The sequence below is a fragment of the Lysobacter sp. TAB13 genome (genome assembly GCF_052113885.1).
Taxonomy (GTDB): domain Bacteria; phylum Pseudomonadota; class Gammaproteobacteria; order Xanthomonadales; family Xanthomonadaceae; genus Lysobacter; species Lysobacter gummosus.
The window spans coordinates 43800-63675 of the sequence record NZ_JBFRDR010000001.1 but is presented as its reverse complement, the minus strand read 5'-3'; the positions used below and the strand labels follow the sequence as shown (position 1 = coordinate 63675).

Here is a 19876-nt window from a genome sequence, read left to right as displayed (position 1 = left end):
TGATCGCAGTTGTGAAGCGCGATGCGTGCCCGTATGCGCGACAACGCACTTTGCCGCGACAGGCCGTTGCAGTGAGCTTGAGTGAGAGATGTATAGCGCGCGTGATGCGCGGCTTTCCGATGCATGACGATACCGGTGCGTACACGGTGATCGTCGAAGCTGAAGCGATGCGGTTTTTGTTCAGGCTCGCGGCGCGCGAGCGAGGCCGCTGCGTCCGCGTTCGATCCGCGATGCGCGGATCGAACGCGGATGCGAGCGCTCAGGCCGCCTGCAGCACCTGGTTGAACACGCTGGCGCCGTCGAGGTCGCGCAGATCGACGCTGAGCGCGCGGCTGTCGGGATCGATGTTGACCTCGCCGAAGAACTGATAGCCCGCCAGCGGCGAGGCGTTCGGCGCCGGCGGCGCCTTCTGGAACACCACCTTCGGGCCGAAGCTGGCGTCGAGCGCGTTCGGGCCGAAGGAGCCGGCGTTGAGCGGACCGGCGACGAATTCCCAGAACGGCGAGAAATCCTGGAACGCGGCGCGGCTGGGATCGTAGTGATGCGCGGCGCAGTAGTGCACGTCGGCGGTCAGCCAGACCACGTTGTCCACGCCGCGGATCGCGCGCAACAGCTCGGCGAATTCCAGTTCGCGGCCGCGCGGCAGGCCGGGATCGCCGTTGGCCACCGCTTCCCAGCGCGGCCGGCCTTGCGCGTCGGTGCCGTCGGGGACTTGCAGGCCCAGCGGCATGTCGGCGGCGACGATCTTCCAGGTCGCGCGCGAACGGCGCAGGCCTTCGGCCAGTTCGCGCGACTGGCGGCGGCCGAGAAAGGCGGTGTCGGCGCCGGCCGCGGCTTGCAGGTTGTCGGTGTTGGGGCCGCGATAGCTGCGCATGTCGAGCATGAACACATCCAGCAGCGGCCCGTAGTGGATCACCCGATCGATGCGCGTGCCACGCGGATCCGGACCGCGGCGTTGCGGCGAATATTCCAGGAAGGCCTGGCGCGCGCGGCGCACCAGCACGTCGATGTCCTTGACCGTGTAGCGCGGATCGGCGCGCAGATCCTTCGACGGCGACCAGTTGTTGACCACTTCGTGATCGTCCCACTGCCACAGCTGCGGCACCTGCGCGGCGAAGCGGCGCAGATTCTCGTCGAGCAGGTTGTAGCGATAGCGGCCGCGGTATTCGTCCAGGGTTTCGGCGACCTTGTGTACGCCTTCGGCGACCAGATTGCGCCACACCCGGCCGTTCTCGGCCGGCGCCTCGGCGGCGATGGCGCCGTCGGCATAGATGGTGTCGCCCGAGTGCAGGAAGAAATCCGGATCGCGCAGGCGCATGGCTTCGAAGATGCGCATGCCGCCGATCTCGGGATTGATGCCCCAGCCCTGGCCGGCGACATCGCCGCCCCAGACGAAGCGCACCGGCCGGGTGCGCGCATGCGGCAGAGTATGCGGCGCCGAGCGCAGGCGGCCTTCGCTCCAGGCGCTGCGCACGCCGCTGCGCGCGTCTTCGAAAGCGACGCGGACTTTGCGCTGGCACGGGCCGGGCAGGCGCGGAATGTCCAGGCGCGCGGTGAAGTCGCTGGCCTCGGTCGCCAGCGGGCCGCGCAGGCGCAGGGCGCGGCGGAAACCGTCTTCGTCGCCGATCTCGACCCACAGGCGCGCGGCGCGATCGCTGCGCGCCCACACCGTGGCGCCGCGTTCGCCGACATCGCCGAACTGCAGGCCGTAGGGCAATTGCGGCCGCGCCGACTCGGCGGTGATCGGCGCGGGACCGGCGATGGCGGGCAGCAGCGGCAGGCTGGCGCTGAGCGCGCCAAGGCTGAGGGCAGTGCCGGATCGGGACAGGAAGCGGCGGCGGAAGGGATCGTGATCGTGCATGGCGTCGGCTCGGCACTTGGGGGAAATTCGACCCTAGCTCGCGCAGATGGCAGCCGTATGGCCGTCGTTGGCGCCCGGATCGCGCTTGGGCCCGCAAAAGATACAAACGATTCCGCGGCATGGACGCGGCCTCGAAGTCTCTGTGAGAGGCAGCTTCAGCCCCGACCGAGGTCTGGCCTCACCTTCAAACAGCCTCGCCACCATGGTTCGCAGTCGGGCCTGAAGGCCATCCCACAAAAGACTTCACAGCACCAACGCACGCATTGCCCACGGCCAACCCGCCGGCTACACTGCCGCGGTCGAAAAAGGCAGGTTTGGTTTAGGTAGGCCCAAACCCTTCCGTTCGCGGAAGATCTGTTCCTTTCCCGGCGGCGCGCGTTCAGCGCTCCGCCTGCGCATGAGAACCCTCGACGAATCCCGGCGCCACGGCGTCTCGGGTTCGTCCTGTGTTCGCGCCCGACGCGTCGTTCCCGGATGAGCCCTGTCCAGGAGCTTCACGTGTCCAACCTCTCCGCTTTGTCTTATCCGCACCTGTTGCGCGGCCGCATCGGCGTGATCGCGGTATCGGTGTTTCTCAACTTCGTCGGCTTCACCCTGGTCATTCCGGTGATGCCGTTCCTGCTGGCCGGCCACACCCGCCATCTGGCGTTCGCGGTCGGCGCCGTCGTTTCGGTCTACGCGCTGTGCGAGTTCATCGCCGCGCCGATCCTGGGCGCGTGCAGCGACCGCTACGGCCGGCGCCCGGTGCTGCTGTTGTCGCTGCTGGGCTCGGCGGTCGGCTATGTGCTGATCGGCATCGGCGGCAGCCTGTGGATGATCGTCGCCGGCCGCGTGATCGACGGCTTCACCGCCGGCAGCATCAGCGCCTTGTTCGCCTACGTGGCCGATGTGGTCGAACCGCAGCAGCGCAGTCGCGTGTACGGACTGCTGGGCGCGGTCGGCGGCCTGGGCTTCATGCTCGGGCCGGCGATCGGCGGCGTCCTCGGCGAGGTGTCGCTGAGCTGCCCGGTGTTCGTCGCCGCCGCGTTGAGTCTGGCCAATCTGTACTGGGTGCATCGCGCGGTAGCCGAAAGCCTGCTGCACGAACGCCGCAGCGCGCGCTTTCATTGGCGCGGGCTCAATCCATTGACGCAACTGCGCTCGGCGTTGACTGGCAAGCATCTGCGAATCTTGTTCGCCGCCGCGTTCGGTTTCTGTCTGGCCGCGGCGATGTGGCAAAGCAATCTGCCGGTGTTCCTCAAGCAAGCGCTCGGCTCGGGCCCGTTGCAGATCGGACTGTTGCTGCTGGTCGTCGGCGCGCTCGACATCGTCGGCCAGGGCGTGCTCGCCGGTTGGTTGCTGGGCCGTTACGGCGAGCGCCGCGTGGCCGGCGCGGGTTTGCTGCTCAATGCATTGGGCTGCGCCTTGACCGCTTCGGTGCTGATGATTCCGTCGTGGTGGTGGCTGGCGTTGGTGGTCGCGGCGTTCACTCTGGGCGATGGCTTGTTCCAGCCTTCGATCGGCGGATTGATCGCGAACGCGGCGCCCGACGACATGCAGGGCTCGATCCAGGGCGCCAACCAGAGTCAGCAGGCGATGGCGCGCATGATCGGCCCGTTGCTGGCGGCCGGCCTGTTCGGCTGGCATCCGGCCTTGCCGTATGCCGGCGGCGCGCTGGCGTTGCTGGCGGCGCTGACGGTATTGCTGGGTCTGCGCAATCGCCGCGCTTGAATGACGCGCCGCCGGCCGGTGGCGCCGATTTCGCCACAACCGGCGGCTGCGGCAAAGCCAGCCACCACATAACGTTCACGCCGTCTTCCGAACATTGGCAGCGAATTACCATTCTGTAATGCGGACAACCGAAACCGGCTTCGCGCGTTAGCTTTATCCGAATCTCACGAATCAAGCGGATGCAGGCAGGCCTATGGGCACGACGCGGGAAGCTCAATCGGGCGATGCGGCCCCTCGCCGAGGCGGATGGCGGCGCCATCAGGGACTGTTGCTGACCCTCCTGGGTGTGCTGGTGCTGATCGCGTTGGTGTGGTGGCTGGTGCACGGGCGCGCCGCCGAGGACCGCGGCAATCGCCGGCCCACCGCGACGGTCGGCACCGCCACCGCGGCCAGCGGTTCGATCCCGATCACCATCGAAGCCCTGGGCACGGTCACGCCGCTGGCGACGGTGACGGTGCGGCCGCAGGTCTCGGGCAACATCGTCGATATCGCCTTCAAGGAAGGGCAGACGGTGAGCAAGGGCCAGGTGCTGCTGAGCATCGACCCGCGCCCGTTACAACTGGCCTTGCAGCAGGCGCAGGGCAGTCTGGCGCGCGATGAGGCGCAGTTGCGCGTCGCGCAACTGACCTTGCAGCGTTATCAGACATTGGTGTCGCAGGATTCGATCGCGCGCCAGGACTTCGACACCCAGGCTGCGACCGTGCGCCAGTTGACCGGCGTGGTCGCCACCGATCAGGCCGCGGTCGGCACGGCCAAACTCAATCTCGACTACAGCCAGGTCAAGGCGCCGATCGCCGGACGCGTGGGCCTGCGCGTGGTCGATCTGGGCAATTACGTCACGCCCGGCGATGCCGCGGGCGTGGCGGTGATCGCCGCGGTGACGCCGATCGATGTCGAATTCACCGCGCCGCAGGACGATCTGCCGCGCATCCAGGCGCGGTTGGCGAAGGGCGACGCGCCGGCGGTGACGGTGCTCGATCGCACCCGCACGCAAGTGCTCGGGCAAGGCCAGTTCCTGACCCTGGACAACGTGATCGATCCGACCACCGGCACGGTCAAGGCCAAGGCGCGTTTCGGCAACGCCGACGCGCGTTTGTTCCCGAGCCAGTTCGTCAACGTGCGGGTGCTGCTGGATACCTTGAACAACGCCATCGTGGTGCCGTCGGCGGCGCTGCGCAGCGGTCCGCGCGGCGATTTCGTCTATGTGGTCGGCGCCGATCGAAAGGCTTCGCTGCGCATGGTGAAACGCGGGCCGGCCTCGGGCGACAGCGTGTCGATCGCGCAAGGCTTGCGCGCCGGCGAGAAGGTGGTGATCTCCGGCGGCGACCAACTCACCGACGGCGCCGAAGTGCGTTTGCCGGAAGACACGGCCAAGGGCGGCGCCGGCGCGCAGCAGGGCGAACGCCGCGGCGGCCGCCGTAGCGCGCAATGAATCCTTCGCGCCCCTTCATCCTGCGGCCGGTCGCGACCTCGCTGCTGATGGCGGCGATCGTGCTCGCCGGCCTGGCCGGTTTCCGCCTGTTGCCGCTGTCGGCGTTGCCGGAAGTCGATTACCCGACCATCCAGGTGCAGACGCTTTACCCGGGCGCCAGCCCCGAGGTGATGGCGCATACGGTGACCGCGCCGCTGGAGCGGCAGTTCGGGCAGATGTCCGGATTGCGGCGGATGAGCTCGACCAGCGCCGCCGGCGCGTCGGTGATCACGCTGCAGTTCGATCTGGACGAAACGCTGGATGTGGCCGAGCAGGAAGTGCAGGCCGCGATCAACGCCGGCGGCAATCTGTTGCCGGCCGATCTGCCGGCGCCGCCGGTGTACGCCAAGGTCAATCCCGCCGACGCGCCGGTGCTGACCCTGGCGGTGACCTCCGACACGATCGCGCTGCCGCAGGTGCAGGATCTGGTCAATACGCGTCTGGCGCAGAGCATTTCCCAGGTCAGCGGCGTCGGCCTGGTGTCGTTGAGCGGCGGCAACCGGCCGGCGGTGCGCATCCAGGCCGATCCGCAGTTGCTGGCTTCGTATGGATTGGGCATCGACAGCCTGCGCACGGTGATCGCCAGCGGCAACGCCAGCGGCGCCAAGGGCAGTTTCGACGGGCCCAGCCGGTCCTACACCATCGACGCCAACGATCAGCTCACCAACGCCGAGCAGTACAAGCAGTTGATCGTCGCCTATCGCGACGGCGCGCCGATCCATTTGCGCGATGTCGCCAACGTGATCGAAAGCGCTGAGAACGTCCGCCTGGGCGCCTGGGCCGGGTTGACGCCGGCGATCATCGTCAACGTGCAGCGCCAGCCCGGCGCGAACGTGATCGCCACCGTCGATGCGATCAAGGCCAGGCTGCCCGAGTTGCAGGCCGGATTGCCGGCCGGTCTGAAGGTCGATGTGCTCAGCGACCGCACCACCGGCATCCGCGCTTCGGTGCGCGATGTCGAGTTCGAACTGGTGCTGGCGATCGTGCTGGTGGTGGCGGTGATCCTGGTATTCCTGCGCAGCCTGGCGGCGACGGTGATCGCCAGCCTGGCGGTGCCGATCTCGCTGATCGGCACCTTCGGCGCGATGTATCTGCTGGGTTTCAGCCTGGACAACCTCAGCCTGATGGCGCTGACCATCGCCACCGGCTTCGTGGTCGACGATGCGATCGTGATGATCGAGAACATCTCGCGCTACATCGAGCAAGGCGAGCCGCCGTTCGAGGCCGCGCTCAAGGGCGCGCGCCAGATCGGCTTCACCATCATCTCGCTGACGGTGTCGCTGATCGCGGTGCTGATCCCGCTGTTGTTCATGGGCGACGTGGTCGGGCGCCTGTTCCGCGAGTTCGCCATCACCCTGGCGATCACCATCGTGATCTCGGCGGTGGTCTCGCTGACCCTGACGCCGATGCTGGCCGCGCGCTGGCTCAAGCCGCATACGCACGGCGGCAAGGACGGGCAGGGCGAACGTCCGGATGTGTTCCAACGCGTGATCGACCGTTACGGCGTGGCCCTGGACTGGGTGCTCGACCGCCAGGGCGCGACCTTGATCGTCGCTGTCGCCACCTTGGCGCTGACGGTGCTGTTGTACGTGCTGATTCCCAAGGGACTGTTCCCGGTCCAGGACACCGGCCAGTTGCAGGCCGAAGTGCGCTACAGCTTTGATGTGTCGTACGCCGGCATGGCCAAGGTCCAGCAGGACGTGGCGCGCGAACTGCTGCGCGATCCCGACGTGGCGTCGCTGAGCGCCTACATCGGCGTGGACGGCGCCAACACTACGCTGCTGTCGGCCGGACGCATGCTGATCAATCTGAAGCCCGAGCGCGACGGCTCGCAGGAACAGATCATGCAGCACCTGCGCGACCGCGCCGCCGCGGTCGCCGGCGTGACCTTGTATGTGCAGCCGGTGCAGGACCTGACCATCGACGCCGAGACCGGGCCGACCCAGAACCGCTTCTCGATCCAGGGCTCGGACCAAGTCGCGGTGGATCGCACCGCCAACGATCTGGTCGCGCGATTGCGCGGCTTGCCGCAGTTGCGCAACGTGATCACCGATGCCGGCGCGACCAGCTCGGCCGCGTATGTATCCATCGACCGCGACAGCGCGGCGCGCCTGAACATCAGCGCCTCCACCGTCGATGAAGCGCTGTACAGCGCGTTCGGCCAGCGCATCGTGTCGACCATCTTCAACGAGACCACGCAGTACCGGGTGATCCTGGAAGCCTCGCCGGGACTGGCGTCGCAACCGGCCGATCTGGGCCGCCTGCACCTGCCGACTTCGGGCGCGCCGACGCCGCTGGCGGCGATCGCGCAGATCCAGGAACGCGCCGCGCCCTTGCAGGTGAATCACGTCGCCCAGTTCCCGGCGGCGACGGTCGGCTTCGACACCGCCCCGGGCGTATCGCTCGGCGCGGCGGTGGATGCGATCCGCAAAGTCGCCAGCGAGGCCGGATTGCCGGCCGGCGTCAGCCTGTCCTTCCTCGGCGCGGCCAATGCCTACGAGGCCTCGCTGCAGAACGAGCTGTGGCTGATCCTGGCCGCGGTGATCTGCGTCTACATCGTGCTGGGCGTGCTGTACGAGAGCTACATCCATCCGCTGACGATTCTGTCCACCTTGCCCTCGGCCGGCGTCGGCGCGTTGCTGGCGCTGATGCTGACCGGCTCGGACCTGGGCGTGATCGGCATCATCGGCATCATTCTGCTGATCGGCATCGTCAAGAAGAACGCGATCATGATGATCGACTTCGCCATCGACGCCGAGCGCGAGCAGGGCCGCGCGCCGCGCGAGGCGATCCATCAGGCCGCGCTGCTGCGCTTCCGCCCGATCCTGATGACCACGCTGGCGGCGCTGTTCGCCGCGCTGCCGCTGATGCTGGGTTGGGGCGAGGGCTCCGAGTTGCGCCGTCCGCTGGGCGTGGCGATCTTCGGCGGATTGATCCTGAGCCAGATCCTGACCTTGTTCACCACGCCGGTGGTGTATCTGGCTTTCGATCGTCTGGCCAAGCGCCGCGGTGAGACGCGCGGCGTCGAAGCCGGCGCCGCGGAGCCGCAGCCGTGAATCTGTCCGCGCCGTTCGTGCGCCGGCCCATCGGCACGGTGTTGCTGACGGTCGGGCTGGCGCTGAGCGGCATCGCGGCGTTCTTCAATCTGCCGGTGTCGCCGCTGCCGCAGGTGGATTTTCCGACCGTGTCGGTCAGCGCCAATCTGCCCGGCGCCAGCCCGGAGACCATGGCGTCGAACGTCGCCACGCCGCTGGAGCGACGCTTGGGCACGATCGCCGATGTCACCGAGATGACCTCGCAAAGCTCCACCGGCCAGGCGCGGGTGACTCTGCAGTTCGACCTGAGCCGCAGCATCGACGGCGCCGCGCGCGACGTGATGGCGGCGATCAACGCCGCGCGCGCCGATCTGCCGGCGACGCTGAAGAGCAATCCGACCTATCGCAAGGTCAACCCGGCCGACGCGCCGATCATGATCGTGGCGATGACCTCGCACAGCCGCACGCCCGGGCAGATCTACGAGGCCGCGACCAATATCGTCCAGCAGACTTTGTCGCAGGTCGAAGGCGTGGGCGATGTCGAGATCGGCGGCGGCTCGCTGCCGGCGGTGCGGGTGGAGATCGTGCCGTATGCGCTGTCGCGCTACGGCATCGGCCTGGAGGACATCCGCGCGGCGATTTCCGCCGCCAACGCCAACCGGCCCAAGGGCGTGGTCGAGACCGGCGCGCGCGCGTTCCAGATCTACACCAACGACACCGGCCAGACCGCGGCGGATTTCCGCGATCTGGTGGTCGCCTGGCGCGGCGGTTCGCCGGTGCGCCTGCGCGATGTCGCCAAAGTCATCGACAGCGTCGAGGACGTGCATACGCTGGGCCTGTTCAACGGCCAGTCGGCGGTGGTCGCGGTGATCAGCCGCCAGCCCGGCGCCAACATCATCCAGACCGTGGACGGCGTGCGCGCGGCGCTGCCGGTGTTGCGCAAGCAACTGCCGGCCGATATCCAGCTGGATATCGCCTCGGACCGGACCACGACCATCCGCGCCTCGCTGGAGGAAGTCGCCGCCACGTTGGTGATCGCGCTGGTGCTGGTGATCCTGGTGGTCAGCGTGTTCCTGCGCAGCTGGCGCGCGACCATCGTGCCCGGCGTGGCGGTGACGGTGTCGATCCTCGGCGCGGTCGGGGTGATGTATCTGCTCGGCTTCAGCCTCAACAATCTCAGCCTGATGGCGCTGACCATCGCCACCGGCTTCGTCGTCGACGACGCCATCGTGGTGCTGGAGAACACCAGCCGACACCTGGAACGCGGCATGGACCGCTTCGAAGCGGCGCTGCTGGGCGCGCGCGAAGTCGGCTTCACCGTGGTGTCGATCAGCCTGTCGCTGGTGGCGGTGTTCATCCCGTTGTTGTTCATGGGCGGGATCGTCGGCCGGCTGTTCCGCGAATTCGCCGTGACCTTGTCGGCGGCGGTGCTGATCTCGCTGCTGGTCTCGCTGACCACCACGCCGATGATGTGCGCGTATCTGCTCAGGCCGCATTCGCAGGACAAACCGCCGGGCCGCATCGGCGCGTTCTTCGATCGCCAGTTCGACCGCGCCCACCGGACCTACGGCGCCAGCCTGCGCTGGGCGCTGGATCATCCCGGCCTGATGCTGGCGACCCTGGTGCTGGTGATCGGGCTCAACGGCTATCTGTTCGTGGCCATTCCGAAGGGTTTCTTTCCCGAGCAGGACACCGGCCAGTTGAACGGCGGCCTGCGCGCGGACCAGAGCATTTCCTTCCAGGCCATGCAGGGCAAGCTCAAGCAGATCGTCGATGTGGTGCGCAAGGACCCGGCGGTGGCGACGGTGGTGGGCTTCACCGGCGGCTCGCGCGCCGGCGGCGGTTTCGTGTTCGTCACCCTCAAGCCCAAGCCGGCGCGCAAGGACAGCAGCGAGCAGGTGATCGCGCGATTGCGTCCGCAGCTGATGAAGATCGCCGGGGCCACCTTGTTCCTCAATCCGGTCCAGGACGTGCGCCTGGGCGGGCGGCAAAGCAATGCGAGTTATCAGTACACGCTCAAGAGCGACAGCTCCGACGCTCTGCGCACCTGGGCCGACAAGCTGGCCGCGGCGATGAAGCAGCAGCCCGAGCTCACCGACATCGATTCCGACACCCAGGCGCACGGGGTGGAGTCGTTCGTCGATATCGACCGCGCCAGCGCCTCGCGGTTGGGCATCACGCCGGCCGATATCGACAACGTGCTGTACGACGCCTTCGGCCAGCGCCAGGTGTCGACGATCTACAAAAACCTCAACCAGTACCACGTGATCCAGGAAGTCGATCCGGCCTACGCGCGCGAGCCGTCCGCGCTCAACGACGTTTACCTGCCCGCGCATGCCGCCGCGACCGCCGCGACTACCGGCGTGCAGGCGCAATCGGGCCCGACCGCCTCGCCGGTGCGCAACGCCTCGCAGGGCACGGCGCTGACCCAGAGCGCGCGGCAGATGGTACCGCTGTCGGCGATCGCGCGTTTCTCCGACAGCGCCGCGGCGACTTCGATCAATCACCAGGACGGGCAACTGGCCACCACCGTGTCGTTCAATCTGGCTCCGGGCCATTCGCTCAGCGACGCGCAGGACGCGATCGCGCGCGCGCAGGCGCAGATCGGCATGCCGGCCAACGTGCACGGCAGTTTCCAGGGCACGGCCAAGGCCTTCCAGGACACCACCAAGAGCCAGCCGATCCTGATCCTGGCGGCGCTGGTGGCGATCTACATCGTGCTGGGCGTGCTGTACGAAAGCATGATCCATCCGATCACCGTGCTGTCCACCTTGCCTTCGGCCGGCATCGGCGCGGTGCTGGCGCTGATGTTGTTGCGGATGGAGTTCTCGGTGATCGCGCTGATCGGGCTGGTGTTGCTGATCGGCATCGTCAAGAAGAATGCGATCTTGATCATCGATTTCGCGCTGGAGAGCGAACGGGCGCGCGGGTTGACAGCGCGCGATGCGATTTATGAGGCTTCGATGTTGCGGTTCAGGCCTATCTTGATGACGACTCTCGCCGCGGGTCTGGGCGCTCTGCCTCTTGCGGTTGGCTTCGGCGAAGGCGCCGAGCTGCGCCAGCCGCTGGGCGTGGCGATCATCGGCGGCCTGATGGCGAGCCAGGTGCTGACCTTGTTGACCACGCCGGTGGTCTATTACTACCTCGACCGTCTGCGTCGCCCGGGCAAGAACGAAGCCTGGTTGTCGCGCCTGGGCGACGACGGCTTGCGCGCGCACGGCGCGTAGGAGATTCGATGCGCATCCGCGTTGCAACCATCGCACTGGCCTTGACCGTATTGAGCGGCTGCGCCGCCGGCCCGGATTACGTCCGGCCGAATGTCAGCGTGCCGGCCCAGTACAAGGAGGCCGAAGGCTGGAACCGCGCGGTGCCCGCCGATGCGCTCGATCGCGGCAGCTGGTGGAGCCTGTTCCAGGATCCGGAGCTTGATGCGTTGATGGGGCAGGTCGAAGTCTCCAACCAGAACCTCGCCGCCGCCGAGGCCGCATACCGGCAGGCGAGGGCGCTGGTGCGCGAGCAGCGCGCCTCGCTGTTTCCCACCGTGAGCCTGGACGGCTCCGGCACGCGCGCACGTAGCGCCGGCAGCAGCGGTTCCAGCGTCGGCCAGACTTATCGCTACGACATCGGCGCGAGTTGGGAGCCCGATCTGTGGGGCCGCATCCGCCGCAACGTGGAAGGCGCCAGCGCGCAGGCCGATTCCAGCGCCGCCGATCTGGCCTCGGCCCGGCTGGCCGCGCAAGGCGAACTGGCGGCGAATTATTTCCAGTTGCGCGAAAGCGATATCGAAACCCGCCTGCTGCATGCCACGGTGGAGGCGTACCAGCGTTCGCTGAAGATCGCCGGCAATCGCTATGCCGCGTCGATCGCGCCCAAGAGCGACGTGCTGCAGGCGCAGACGCAGCTGGCCAACGCGCAAGCGAATCTGGCCAATCTGGGTCAGCAGCGCGCGCAACTGGAACATGCGATCGCGGTGCTGGTCGGCCGCGCGCCGGCCGACTTCGCCCTGGCGCCCGATCCGGCCTGGCATGCCAGCGTGCCCGAGCTGCCGCCCAGCGTCGCCTCCGACCTGTTGCAGCGCCGTCCCGACATCGCCGCCGCCGAACGTCGCGTGGCCGCGGCCAACGCGCAAGTCGGCGCGGCGCAGGCGGCGTTCTTTCCGAGTTTCACCTTGAGCGCCTCGCGCGGCGGCGGCGCTTCGCAACTGGGGCGCTTGTTCGATGCGCCGTCGAGCCTGTGGTCGCTGGGCGTGGCGTTGGCGCAGACCTTGTTCGACGGCGGCGCGCGCCGCGCCGGCCGCGACGCCGCGCGCGCCGGCTACGATCAAAGCGTGGCGCAGTATCGGCAGACCGCGTTGACCGCGTTCCAGGACGTGGAGAACCAGTTGGTGGCCACGAACGTCCTGGTCGAGCGCGCCCGCTTGTTCGCGCAGGCCTCGCAATCGGCCGACGAAGCCGAGCGCATCGCGCTCAACCGTTATCAGGCCGGACTGGTCGCCTACACCGACGTCGTCCTCGCCCAGGCCACGGCGTTGTCGGCGCGGCAGTCGCTGGCGCAGGCCACGCGCGACCGGCAGACCACGGCGGTCGCGTTGATCCAGGCGCTCGGCGGCGGCTGGCATGCGGAGCAGGGCGGATAGGCCGGACGCAGCGGAATCGCGAGCGCGGTTCCGATTTCGACAACGCGCACATCCGCTTCTCGCGTAAGCGACCGATTCGACAGGTGAGCGACAGCTTGCGGCCCTAAGGTCGCGCCGGTCTCCCAGCGGATGCGAATCCATGACCCGATCGATCAAGCCCGCCGCCGTCGCCGCGGCCGTGCTGACGTTCGCGCTGCCTGCCTGGCAGGCGCAAGCGCAGACCTACGTGTTCAACGACGAATTCAGCGGCGCCGCCGGCAGCCAGCCCGATCCCGCCAAGTGGGAGCAGCAGACCGGTTGCGAGTGGGGCGGCGGCGCCGAAGACCAGTGCTACACCGACGGCGGACGCAACGCCAAACTCAATGGCGCAGGCCAACTGGTGATCACCGCCCGCCGCGAGGACTACAACGGCTACCGCTACACCTCCGCGCGCCTGATGAGCAAGCAGTCCTACGCTAAGGGCCGCGTGCAGGTGCGCGCCCAAGATGTCGGGCTGGCAGTCCGGCGCGTGGCCGGCGATCTGGACGCTGGGCCAGCCCGAAGCCTTGTGGCCCAGACACGGCGAGCTGGATCTGATGGAGAACGGCCTCAACGGTTCGCGTTGGCGCCCGGAATATCACGTGCATACCGAGACTTCGGGCGAAGGCGGCGAATACGCGATCGACCCAAGTCAATGGCATGTCTATGAAGTGCGCTGGAGCCCCGGCGCCTCGGCCAAGGCCTCGTTCTATGTCGACGGCCGGCTGGTGAAGACCTTGCCGTATGCGGTGCCGGCGAACTCGCCTTCGACCGTGCTGCTCAACATCGCCGTCGGTTCCTACGCCGGCAGGCCCGATCCCGCGCTCAACAGCACGATGACCATCGACTACGTGCGCGTTTCCGCGCTGCCCTGACGCCGCGGCCTAGGGGCCAGAAGATTTCCACGAGCCTCGGCGGCGTCGCGCAAACCGCCGCCGGGGCGTTCTTTCCTCCAGCGCAAGGATTTCCCATGCATCGAGCTGTTTCCACGCCCCGCCGCCGTTTGTTGAGCGGTCTGTTGAGCGCCGCCTTGTTGGGGCTGTCGTTATCGGCCGTCGCGTCTTCCGCGACCGATGCGCCGCGTGCGGCCGCACCGGCCGCGAACGTATTCGTCGATTTCACCGCCCATGGTCAACCGACTTCGACGTATTCGCTGGGTTCGACCATCTCCACTTTCGCCGAAGGCGGCAGCAATCTGATCAAGGGGCCCGACAGCGGCCAATGGCGGCAGTACCTGGCCGACCTCGGCCCGCTGGTGTGGCGCATTCCCTTGTTCCATCACGACGGCCAGGTCGGATCGTCGGCCGGCGGCATCCACGGCGGCAATGAGGGCGAGGCCTACATCCGCGCGATCAAGGGCATCAACGGCATTCCGATGATCGCCGTCGGCGGCAGCAGCAACGACAACGACATCCGCACCAGCGACGCGGCGGCGCTGGTGCGCTACTTCAACGACAACGGCGGCCAGCACGGCGGGCCGGTGGCCGACTACATCATCGGCAACGAACCCGACAACGGCTTCGGCATGGACCCGTACATCTTCGGCGGCAACGGCAGCGACGGTTTCCACGCCATCGCCACGTCGATGCGCCAGGCCAGTGCGCAGCCGCTGTCGCTGGCCGGGCCGTCGCTGGTGACCTGGGCCGATTACAAGTACGGCGACTTCCGCAAGTTCTTCGCCGCCAGCCACGCCGACACCGACGTGGTCGATTTCCACAAGTACGGCAGCGGCAGCGCGCTGGGCAATCTGGGCACCACCGCCGATTACGGCGCGGCGATCACTTGGCTGCGCCAGGAGATCACGCAGTATTTCGGCGATCGCGCCAACGGCGTGGCGATCCAATTGGGCGAGTTCAACTACAACTCGTGGTATGACTCAAGCTGGCGCGGCTCGTTCTACACCTCACGCAACACCGTGCACACCGCTTCGCTGATCGGCCACGTGCTGCGCGCCGGCGGCAGCGCGTATCAGTATTCGGACAACAACGGGCCGCTGGGCTTGATCAGCGACGGCACCGATCGCAACGACCAGCCCGCCGGCAAGTGGCTGCGGTTGCCGGCGTATTGGGGCCTGTCGGCCTGGAGCGGCGGGGCGTGGTCGCGGCGCTACGGCGAGTTCATGGTCGGCGCCAGCACCCAGGTCGCCGATCTGGAAGTGTTCGCCACCGACAACGCGAAGAAGATCGTGCTGGTCAACAAATCGGAGAACACCGACCGGCAAGCGGTGATCGCGCTGACCGGCAGCACCAGCGGCCGTTACAGCGCCTGGCGCTACACCCGCGGCATGGATCCGGCGAACTTCGGCAGCGGCGCGCAGTACCAGCCGCCGGCGCGGACCGCCAACGCCGCCGCGTTCTCGCAAGGGCGCATCACCGTCGCGGTGCCGTGGATGAGCGTGGTGGTGATCGATGTGAACTGAAGCGCGGCGTCGGCGGCGCCGGTGACAAATGGCATGGGACGGCGCGGCGGCGCTCGCGGAAGCTGCCGTCCTCGCCGTTCCATCGCCTGCCCAGGACCGCCGCATGCCGCGTTCGCTCGCTACAGCCTTGCACCTGCTCGTGTTGCTGAGCGCCGCGGCAGGGGCGCGCGCGGCCGCGCCGTTCGACAGTTTCGAGCTGAGCGTGCCGCAACCGCCGGCGCCGGTGCAGGTGGAAGGGCGGGCGCGGCTGATCTACGAATTGCACCTGAGCCATTTCGGCGACCGCGAGCTGACGCCCTTAATGCTGCGCGTGGTCGATGCCGACGGCGGCGCCATCCTCGCCAGTTTCAGCGGCGAGGAACTGGCCGCGCGCAGCCGGGTGATCGGGCGCAAGAGCGGCGACGCCGGCGCGATCCGGCCGGGCGAGCGCGAAGTGATCTATCTGGAATTCGAGCCGCAGCGCACGCCCAAGCGCTTGCGCCATGTCCTGGAATTCAAGGCCGCCGGCAGCGACGCGCCGGTCGCCGTCGAAGGCGCGGCGATCGCGCTGTCCGCCGCGCCCAGGCTGCAACTGGGCCCGCCGTTGCGCGGCGGGCCGTGGATCGCGATCTACGCGCCGCAGTGGCCGCGCGGCCATCGCCGGGTGTTCTACGCTCTGGACGGGCGCGCGCGTTTGCCGGGGCGTTACGCCATCGACTGGGTCAAGCTCGACGACCGGGGCCGCACCAGCCGCGGCGATGAAGACCTCACCGCCGACTCGCTGGGTTACGGCGAACCGGTGCTGGCGGTGGCCGACGCCACCGTCGCCGCCGCGCGTGACGGCGTGGCCGAGACCGCACGCGTATCGCTCAATCCCAAACACGATTTCGACGAAGCCGCGGGCAATTACGTGGTGCTGGCGCTGGCCGACGGCCGCTACGCGACTTACGAGCATCTGCGCCCGGGCAGCGTGAAGCTGCGCGAAGGCGACAAGGTGCGCATCGGCCAGACCATCGGCGAGTTGGGCTTCACCGGCGATTCCACCGGCCCGCACCTGCATTTCCATCTCGCCGACGGGCGCAAGCCGCTGGCCTCGGAAGGCGTGGGCTACGGTTTCGCCGGCTTCCGCCTGCTGGGCCATTACCCGCAGCTCGATCGCCTGGGCAAGCAGCCCTGGCAGGCGCTGGAGGCGGGCATCGCGCCTGAGCGCCGCGGCGAATTGCCCGCGTCCAACGCCGTGGTGGAATTTCCGCGCTGAGCGCAGCGGCTCAGTCGCGGCGGCGGCCGAACGCGGCGTAGGCCAGGATCGCGGTCAGCACGAACAAGGCCACCACCACCGTCCAGAAGCCGTGCCTGCTCTCGGCCAGCGGCATGCCGCCGACGTTCATGCCGAACAGGCCGGCGATCAGATTGATCGGCAACGCCAGCACGGTGACCACGGTCAGCACGAACAAGGTGCGGCCGGTCTGTTCGTTGACCAGCGCGGCCAGTTCTTCCTGGATCAGCTTGACCCGTTCCACCAGCGCCGCCGAATCGCCGATGGCGGTGGAGAATTCCTCCGCCGCCTGCTGCAGGTCCTGGATGTCGTCGTGGCTGATCCAGTCCGGCGGGCGGTTGAGCAGGCGGAACAGCGCGGTCGGCTCCGGCGCCAGCAGCCGCTGCAGCCGCACCAGACTGCGCCGCAGCGAGCCCAGCTGGGTGCGGTCGGTGGAGATGCGGTTGGCCAGCAGGCGGTCTTCGATCCGATCGACCTGCTGGGTGGACTTGCGCAGGATGTCGCCGAGCACGCTGGCCTGGTCGCGCAGCAGATGCGCGAGCAGTTCCACCGGCGAGCGGAAGCTCTGGCCCGAACGCACCGCCGCGCGCAGCTGATCGACCGAACGCAGCGGCCGCAGGCGCGCGCTCACCAGCAGGCGCGGGCCGATGCACAGGCTGGTGGTGCCGACCTCGGAGGCGTCGAAGCTGGAATCGAACAGGACATCGTGGATGACCGCGATCAGCGCGCCGTCGTCCAGCTCCAGCCGGGTCGAGCCGACTTCGCTGCGCAGGCTGTCGTAGAACGCGTCCGGCAGTTCCAGGGCGCGGCGCAGGTAGCGCTCGCTGCCGGTGTTGGACAGCGAGAAGTGCAGCCACAGGAAGCCGCCGCCGCTTTCCTCGGCCGGCGCGGCGAGGAATTGCGCGACCGCGTTGGTATCGATGGACTGCGCCGGCTGCTCCGGTTCGAAGCGGTAACCCCAGATCAGGCCGTCTTCGTTGGAGCCGTAGCTGGCGTCGGTGATTCGCATTGCTGAAACCGCGCGGGCGGGAGGTTGCCGCATACGCTAGCGGAAAGGGGCGACTGCGTCATTGCGGGCGTGTTTTCAGCTTGGCCCGGCCCGAGCGCACAGCGTTCGGGCGTTCGGTGCCGCGCGAGCCGATGGCTCGCAAGCGCGGCCCCTCACCCCGCTGTGCGGGAGAAGCTGCCCGAAGAGCCTGCCCCCGCGAAGGCGGGGGGCGGATGAGGGCCCGAGGCCCCGTCAGCAATGCCCGGCCGACGAATAACTGCTCCCTTGCTTGCGCACCCGCATCCCCTGCACGCAGCGAAATTCCACCGCTTCCACGACCACTTCCTGGCCGGTCACCGGATCGACGCGAATTTGAGCGGGGACAGGCTGCGTTCGCGCCCGCGCCGCGTCGGCGGCCGGCAGCGCCGACAGCGTGGTCTGCGGGGCCGGGTCGCGCTGCAGCAGATAGACCGAGGCCAGCAGCGCCGCCAGCAGCGCCAGCGACAGGCTCACGATCAGGCTCGGACTGAGCCAGTTGATCGGCGCGGCGAGTACGACAGGCCGATGTTCGCTCGCTTCCATGCCCCGTTCTCCCGGATCGATTCGCCGGAGCATAGCCGGCGTCCGCCTGCGACAACGCGAGGTATTGCTCAGTTTGGACGAAGCCGCCGCCCGCGCGGATGCGCCGTTCGTTCAAGCCTCGCGCCCATGCGGGCGCGGACACTGCCGCTCCCCAGTCGCCGGAGCCCTTCATGCCCAGTCCCGCACCCCTCGGATACGCGCCCGCGCAAGCGGCCGCGCCCGCATCCGTCGTTCCCGAGTGCGTTGCCCCCGATCCAAGCGAGCGCGACCGGGTTCAGCGCGAACCTGCGCCAGCCGAGAGTCGCCTGTCGCAGCTCTTCGCCTGCCTGTACGCACCGCTGTACTGGGCCGGCTTCATCGGCGCCGCCGCATGGTGGGTGGGCGAACGCGGCGCCTCGCCGTGGTGGCTGCCGCCGTTGCTGTTGCTCGCCATCGCCGTGTCAACGCTGGCCGAGCGCTATCGCCCCTACCGCGCGCACTGGAACCGCGATGCCGGCGACGGCCGCCGTGACATTGCCCATGCCCTGGTCAACGAGTCGTTGAACATCCTCGGGCTGGCGGCGATCCCGCTGCTGGCCGCGGCGTTGCCCTGGGCCGGCGTGTGGCCGACCCAGGCGCCGTTCGCGCTGCAACTGCTCGGCGCCATTCTTGTCGCCGATCTGGGCCTGACCGCGATGCACATGGCTAGCCATCGCTGCCGCCCGCTGTGGCGGCTGCACGCGGTGCATCACAGCGTCACGCGCATGTACGGATTCAACGGGCTGATGAAGCATCCGCTGCACCAGATGATCGAAGCCGCGGCTGGCGTGGTGCCGCTGCTGTTGCTGGGCATGCCGGCGACGGTGGCGGCAGTGCTGGCCTTCGCCATCGCGATCCAGCTGCAGTTGCAGCACTCCAACGTGGATATGCGCCTGGGCCTGCTGCGCCATGTGTTCGCCTGGGCGCCGCTGCATCGCTTCCATCACATCAAGTACGGCACCTCGGGCGATGTCAACTTCGGCCTGTTCTTCAACCTGTGGGATCGCTTGATCGGCACGGCCTTCGATCATCCGCAGTACCCGCTCGACAGCGACGACCTGGGCATCGGCAGCCAACCCGATTACCCGGGCGGCTACCGCGCGCAGTTGCTGGAACCGTTCCGCGACCGGCCCTCGCAGCCGGTGCCGCCCACGCCGCCGGGCCTGCCGCGCCCGCGCGAAACGGCTACGGCGGCGGACGCAGCGAGCGCACGATCCGCGAAGGACTGACGCCGAACAGGCTGCGCATGCTGCGGCTGAGGTGCGCCGAATCGGCGAAGCCGGCCGCGTGCGCGGCGCGGGTCAGCGAGTCTCCGTTCCAGGCCAGATGCAAGGCCAGACGCAGCCGCCGCCACAGGATCAGCCGCCGTACCGGCAGTTCGACCTGAGCGCTGAACAAGCGTTCGAGCTGGCTCAGCGACAGCGCCGCCTCACGCGCCAGCGCGGCGGCGTGGACGCGTTCGCCCAGAAGGGCGTCGATGCGCTCCAGGGTCGCGGCGACGCGCGGATCCAGCGGGCGCGGCTGCCGAACATCGAGCACCGCCTGCGCGATCGCCGGCAACGAAGCCGGCGCCCGCGCGACGGCCTGGTGCAGCGCATCGGCCGCGAACGCCAGCGGTTCGGCGAACACCAGCCAGCACGGCGCGGCGTTGATCTGCAGGCGGTGGCGGGTCTGCGACGGAATCAGCACGCACGGGCCGCCGACCTCGCCGTGCTCGGTCCAGGCCTGGATCGCCTCGCCGCGCGCGACCTGATGGCAATAGTGGCGATGCGCGACCGCATCGCCGATGCCGCCGTACAGCACGGCGAAATCGCCGGCCAGATGCAGGCAGCCGTACCAGTCGCCGGTCTCCGGGGCGTCGCCGCCGACCGTCATCGGCGCGG

Annotated in this window: 13 protein-coding genes; 9 read left to right on the top strand and 4 right to left on the bottom strand. The window is 68.4% G+C overall.

Annotated elements, in window-relative coordinates; translation table 11 throughout:
- Positions 1 to 259: 259 nt before the first annotated feature.
- Complete coding sequence (locus AB4Y92_RS00265) at positions 260 to 1861, bottom strand: alkaline phosphatase D family protein (RefSeq protein ID WP_441817823.1); 1602 nt, start codon at positions 1859 to 1861, stop codon at positions 260 to 262.
- A gap of 498 nt (positions 1862 to 2359) precedes the next feature.
- Between AB4Y92_RS00265 and AB4Y92_RS00260 the strand changes: the two genes are divergently transcribed.
- From AB4Y92_RS00260 to AB4Y92_RS00225, 8 genes are all read left to right on the top strand, one after another.
- On the top strand, positions 2360 to 3571 hold the full coding sequence (locus AB4Y92_RS00260; RefSeq protein ID WP_441817822.1) for an MFS transporter: 1212 nt from the start codon (positions 2360 to 2362) through the stop codon (positions 3569 to 3571).
- Positions 3572 to 3839: 268 nt separating this feature from the next.
- Positions 3840 to 5003, top strand: a complete 1164-nt coding sequence (locus AB4Y92_RS00255) for an efflux RND transporter periplasmic adaptor subunit (protein WP_441817821.1) — start codon at positions 3840 to 3842, stop codon at positions 5001 to 5003.
- Positions 5000 to 8098, top strand: coding sequence for an efflux RND transporter permease subunit (locus tag AB4Y92_RS00250; protein WP_441817820.1), 3099 nt, complete (start codon positions 5000 to 5002; stop codon positions 8096 to 8098). The genes AB4Y92_RS00255 and AB4Y92_RS00250 overlap by 4 nt, the downstream gene beginning before the upstream one ends.
- On the top strand, positions 8095 to 11304 hold the full coding sequence (locus AB4Y92_RS00245; RefSeq protein WP_441817819.1) for an efflux RND transporter permease subunit: 3210 nt from the start codon (positions 8095 to 8097) through the stop codon (positions 11302 to 11304). The genes AB4Y92_RS00250 and AB4Y92_RS00245 overlap by 4 nt, the downstream gene beginning before the upstream one ends.
- An 8-nt stretch (positions 11305 to 11312) precedes the next feature.
- The gene (locus AB4Y92_RS00240; RefSeq protein WP_441817818.1) at positions 11313 to 12713 is read left to right on the top strand and encodes an efflux transporter outer membrane subunit; all 1401 of its coding nucleotides are present in this window, start codon (positions 11313 to 11315) and stop codon (positions 12711 to 12713) included.
- Between the two features lie 485 nt (positions 12714 to 13198).
- A complete protein-coding gene (locus AB4Y92_RS00235; RefSeq protein WP_441817817.1) occupies positions 13199 to 13606 on the top strand; it encodes a glycoside hydrolase family 16 protein in 408 nt (135 codons plus the stop codon).
- Between the two features lie 95 nt (positions 13607 to 13701).
- Complete coding sequence (locus AB4Y92_RS00230; protein WP_441817816.1) at positions 13702 to 15150, top strand: hypothetical protein; 1449 nt, start codon at positions 13702 to 13704, stop codon at positions 15148 to 15150.
- A 103-nt stretch (positions 15151 to 15253) separates the two neighbouring features.
- On the top strand, positions 15254 to 16387 hold the full coding sequence (locus AB4Y92_RS00225; protein WP_441817815.1) for a M23 family metallopeptidase: 1134 nt from the start codon (positions 15254 to 15256) through the stop codon (positions 16385 to 16387).
- A 10-nt stretch (positions 16388 to 16397) separates the two neighbouring features.
- Here the strand turns inward: AB4Y92_RS00225 and AB4Y92_RS00220 are convergent, their stop codons facing one another.
- Together AB4Y92_RS00220 and AB4Y92_RS00215 are read right to left on the bottom strand one after the other, a co-directional pair.
- The gene (locus AB4Y92_RS00220; RefSeq protein ID WP_441817814.1) at positions 16398 to 17414 is read right to left on the bottom strand and encodes a transporter; all 1017 of its coding nucleotides are present in this window, start codon (positions 17412 to 17414) and stop codon (positions 16398 to 16400) included.
- A gap of 231 nt (positions 17415 to 17645) precedes the next feature.
- Complete coding sequence (locus AB4Y92_RS00215; RefSeq protein WP_441817813.1) at positions 17646 to 17975, bottom strand: hypothetical protein; 330 nt, start codon at positions 17973 to 17975, stop codon at positions 17646 to 17648.
- Between the two features lie 170 nt (positions 17976 to 18145).
- Between AB4Y92_RS00215 and AB4Y92_RS00210 the strand changes: the two genes are divergently transcribed.
- A complete protein-coding gene (locus AB4Y92_RS00210) occupies positions 18146 to 19222 on the top strand; it encodes a sterol desaturase family protein (protein ID WP_441817812.1) in 1077 nt (358 codons plus the stop codon).
- Here the strand turns inward: AB4Y92_RS00210 and AB4Y92_RS00205 are convergent.
- Positions 19179 to 19868 (bottom strand): helix-turn-helix domain-containing protein, encoded by a 690-nt coding sequence (locus AB4Y92_RS00205; protein WP_441817811.1) that lies wholly within the window; start codon positions 19866 to 19868, stop codon positions 19179 to 19181. The two genes, AB4Y92_RS00210 and AB4Y92_RS00205, sit on opposite strands and share 44 nt — an antisense overlap.
- Between the last annotated feature and the right edge of the window lie 8 nt (positions 19869 to 19876).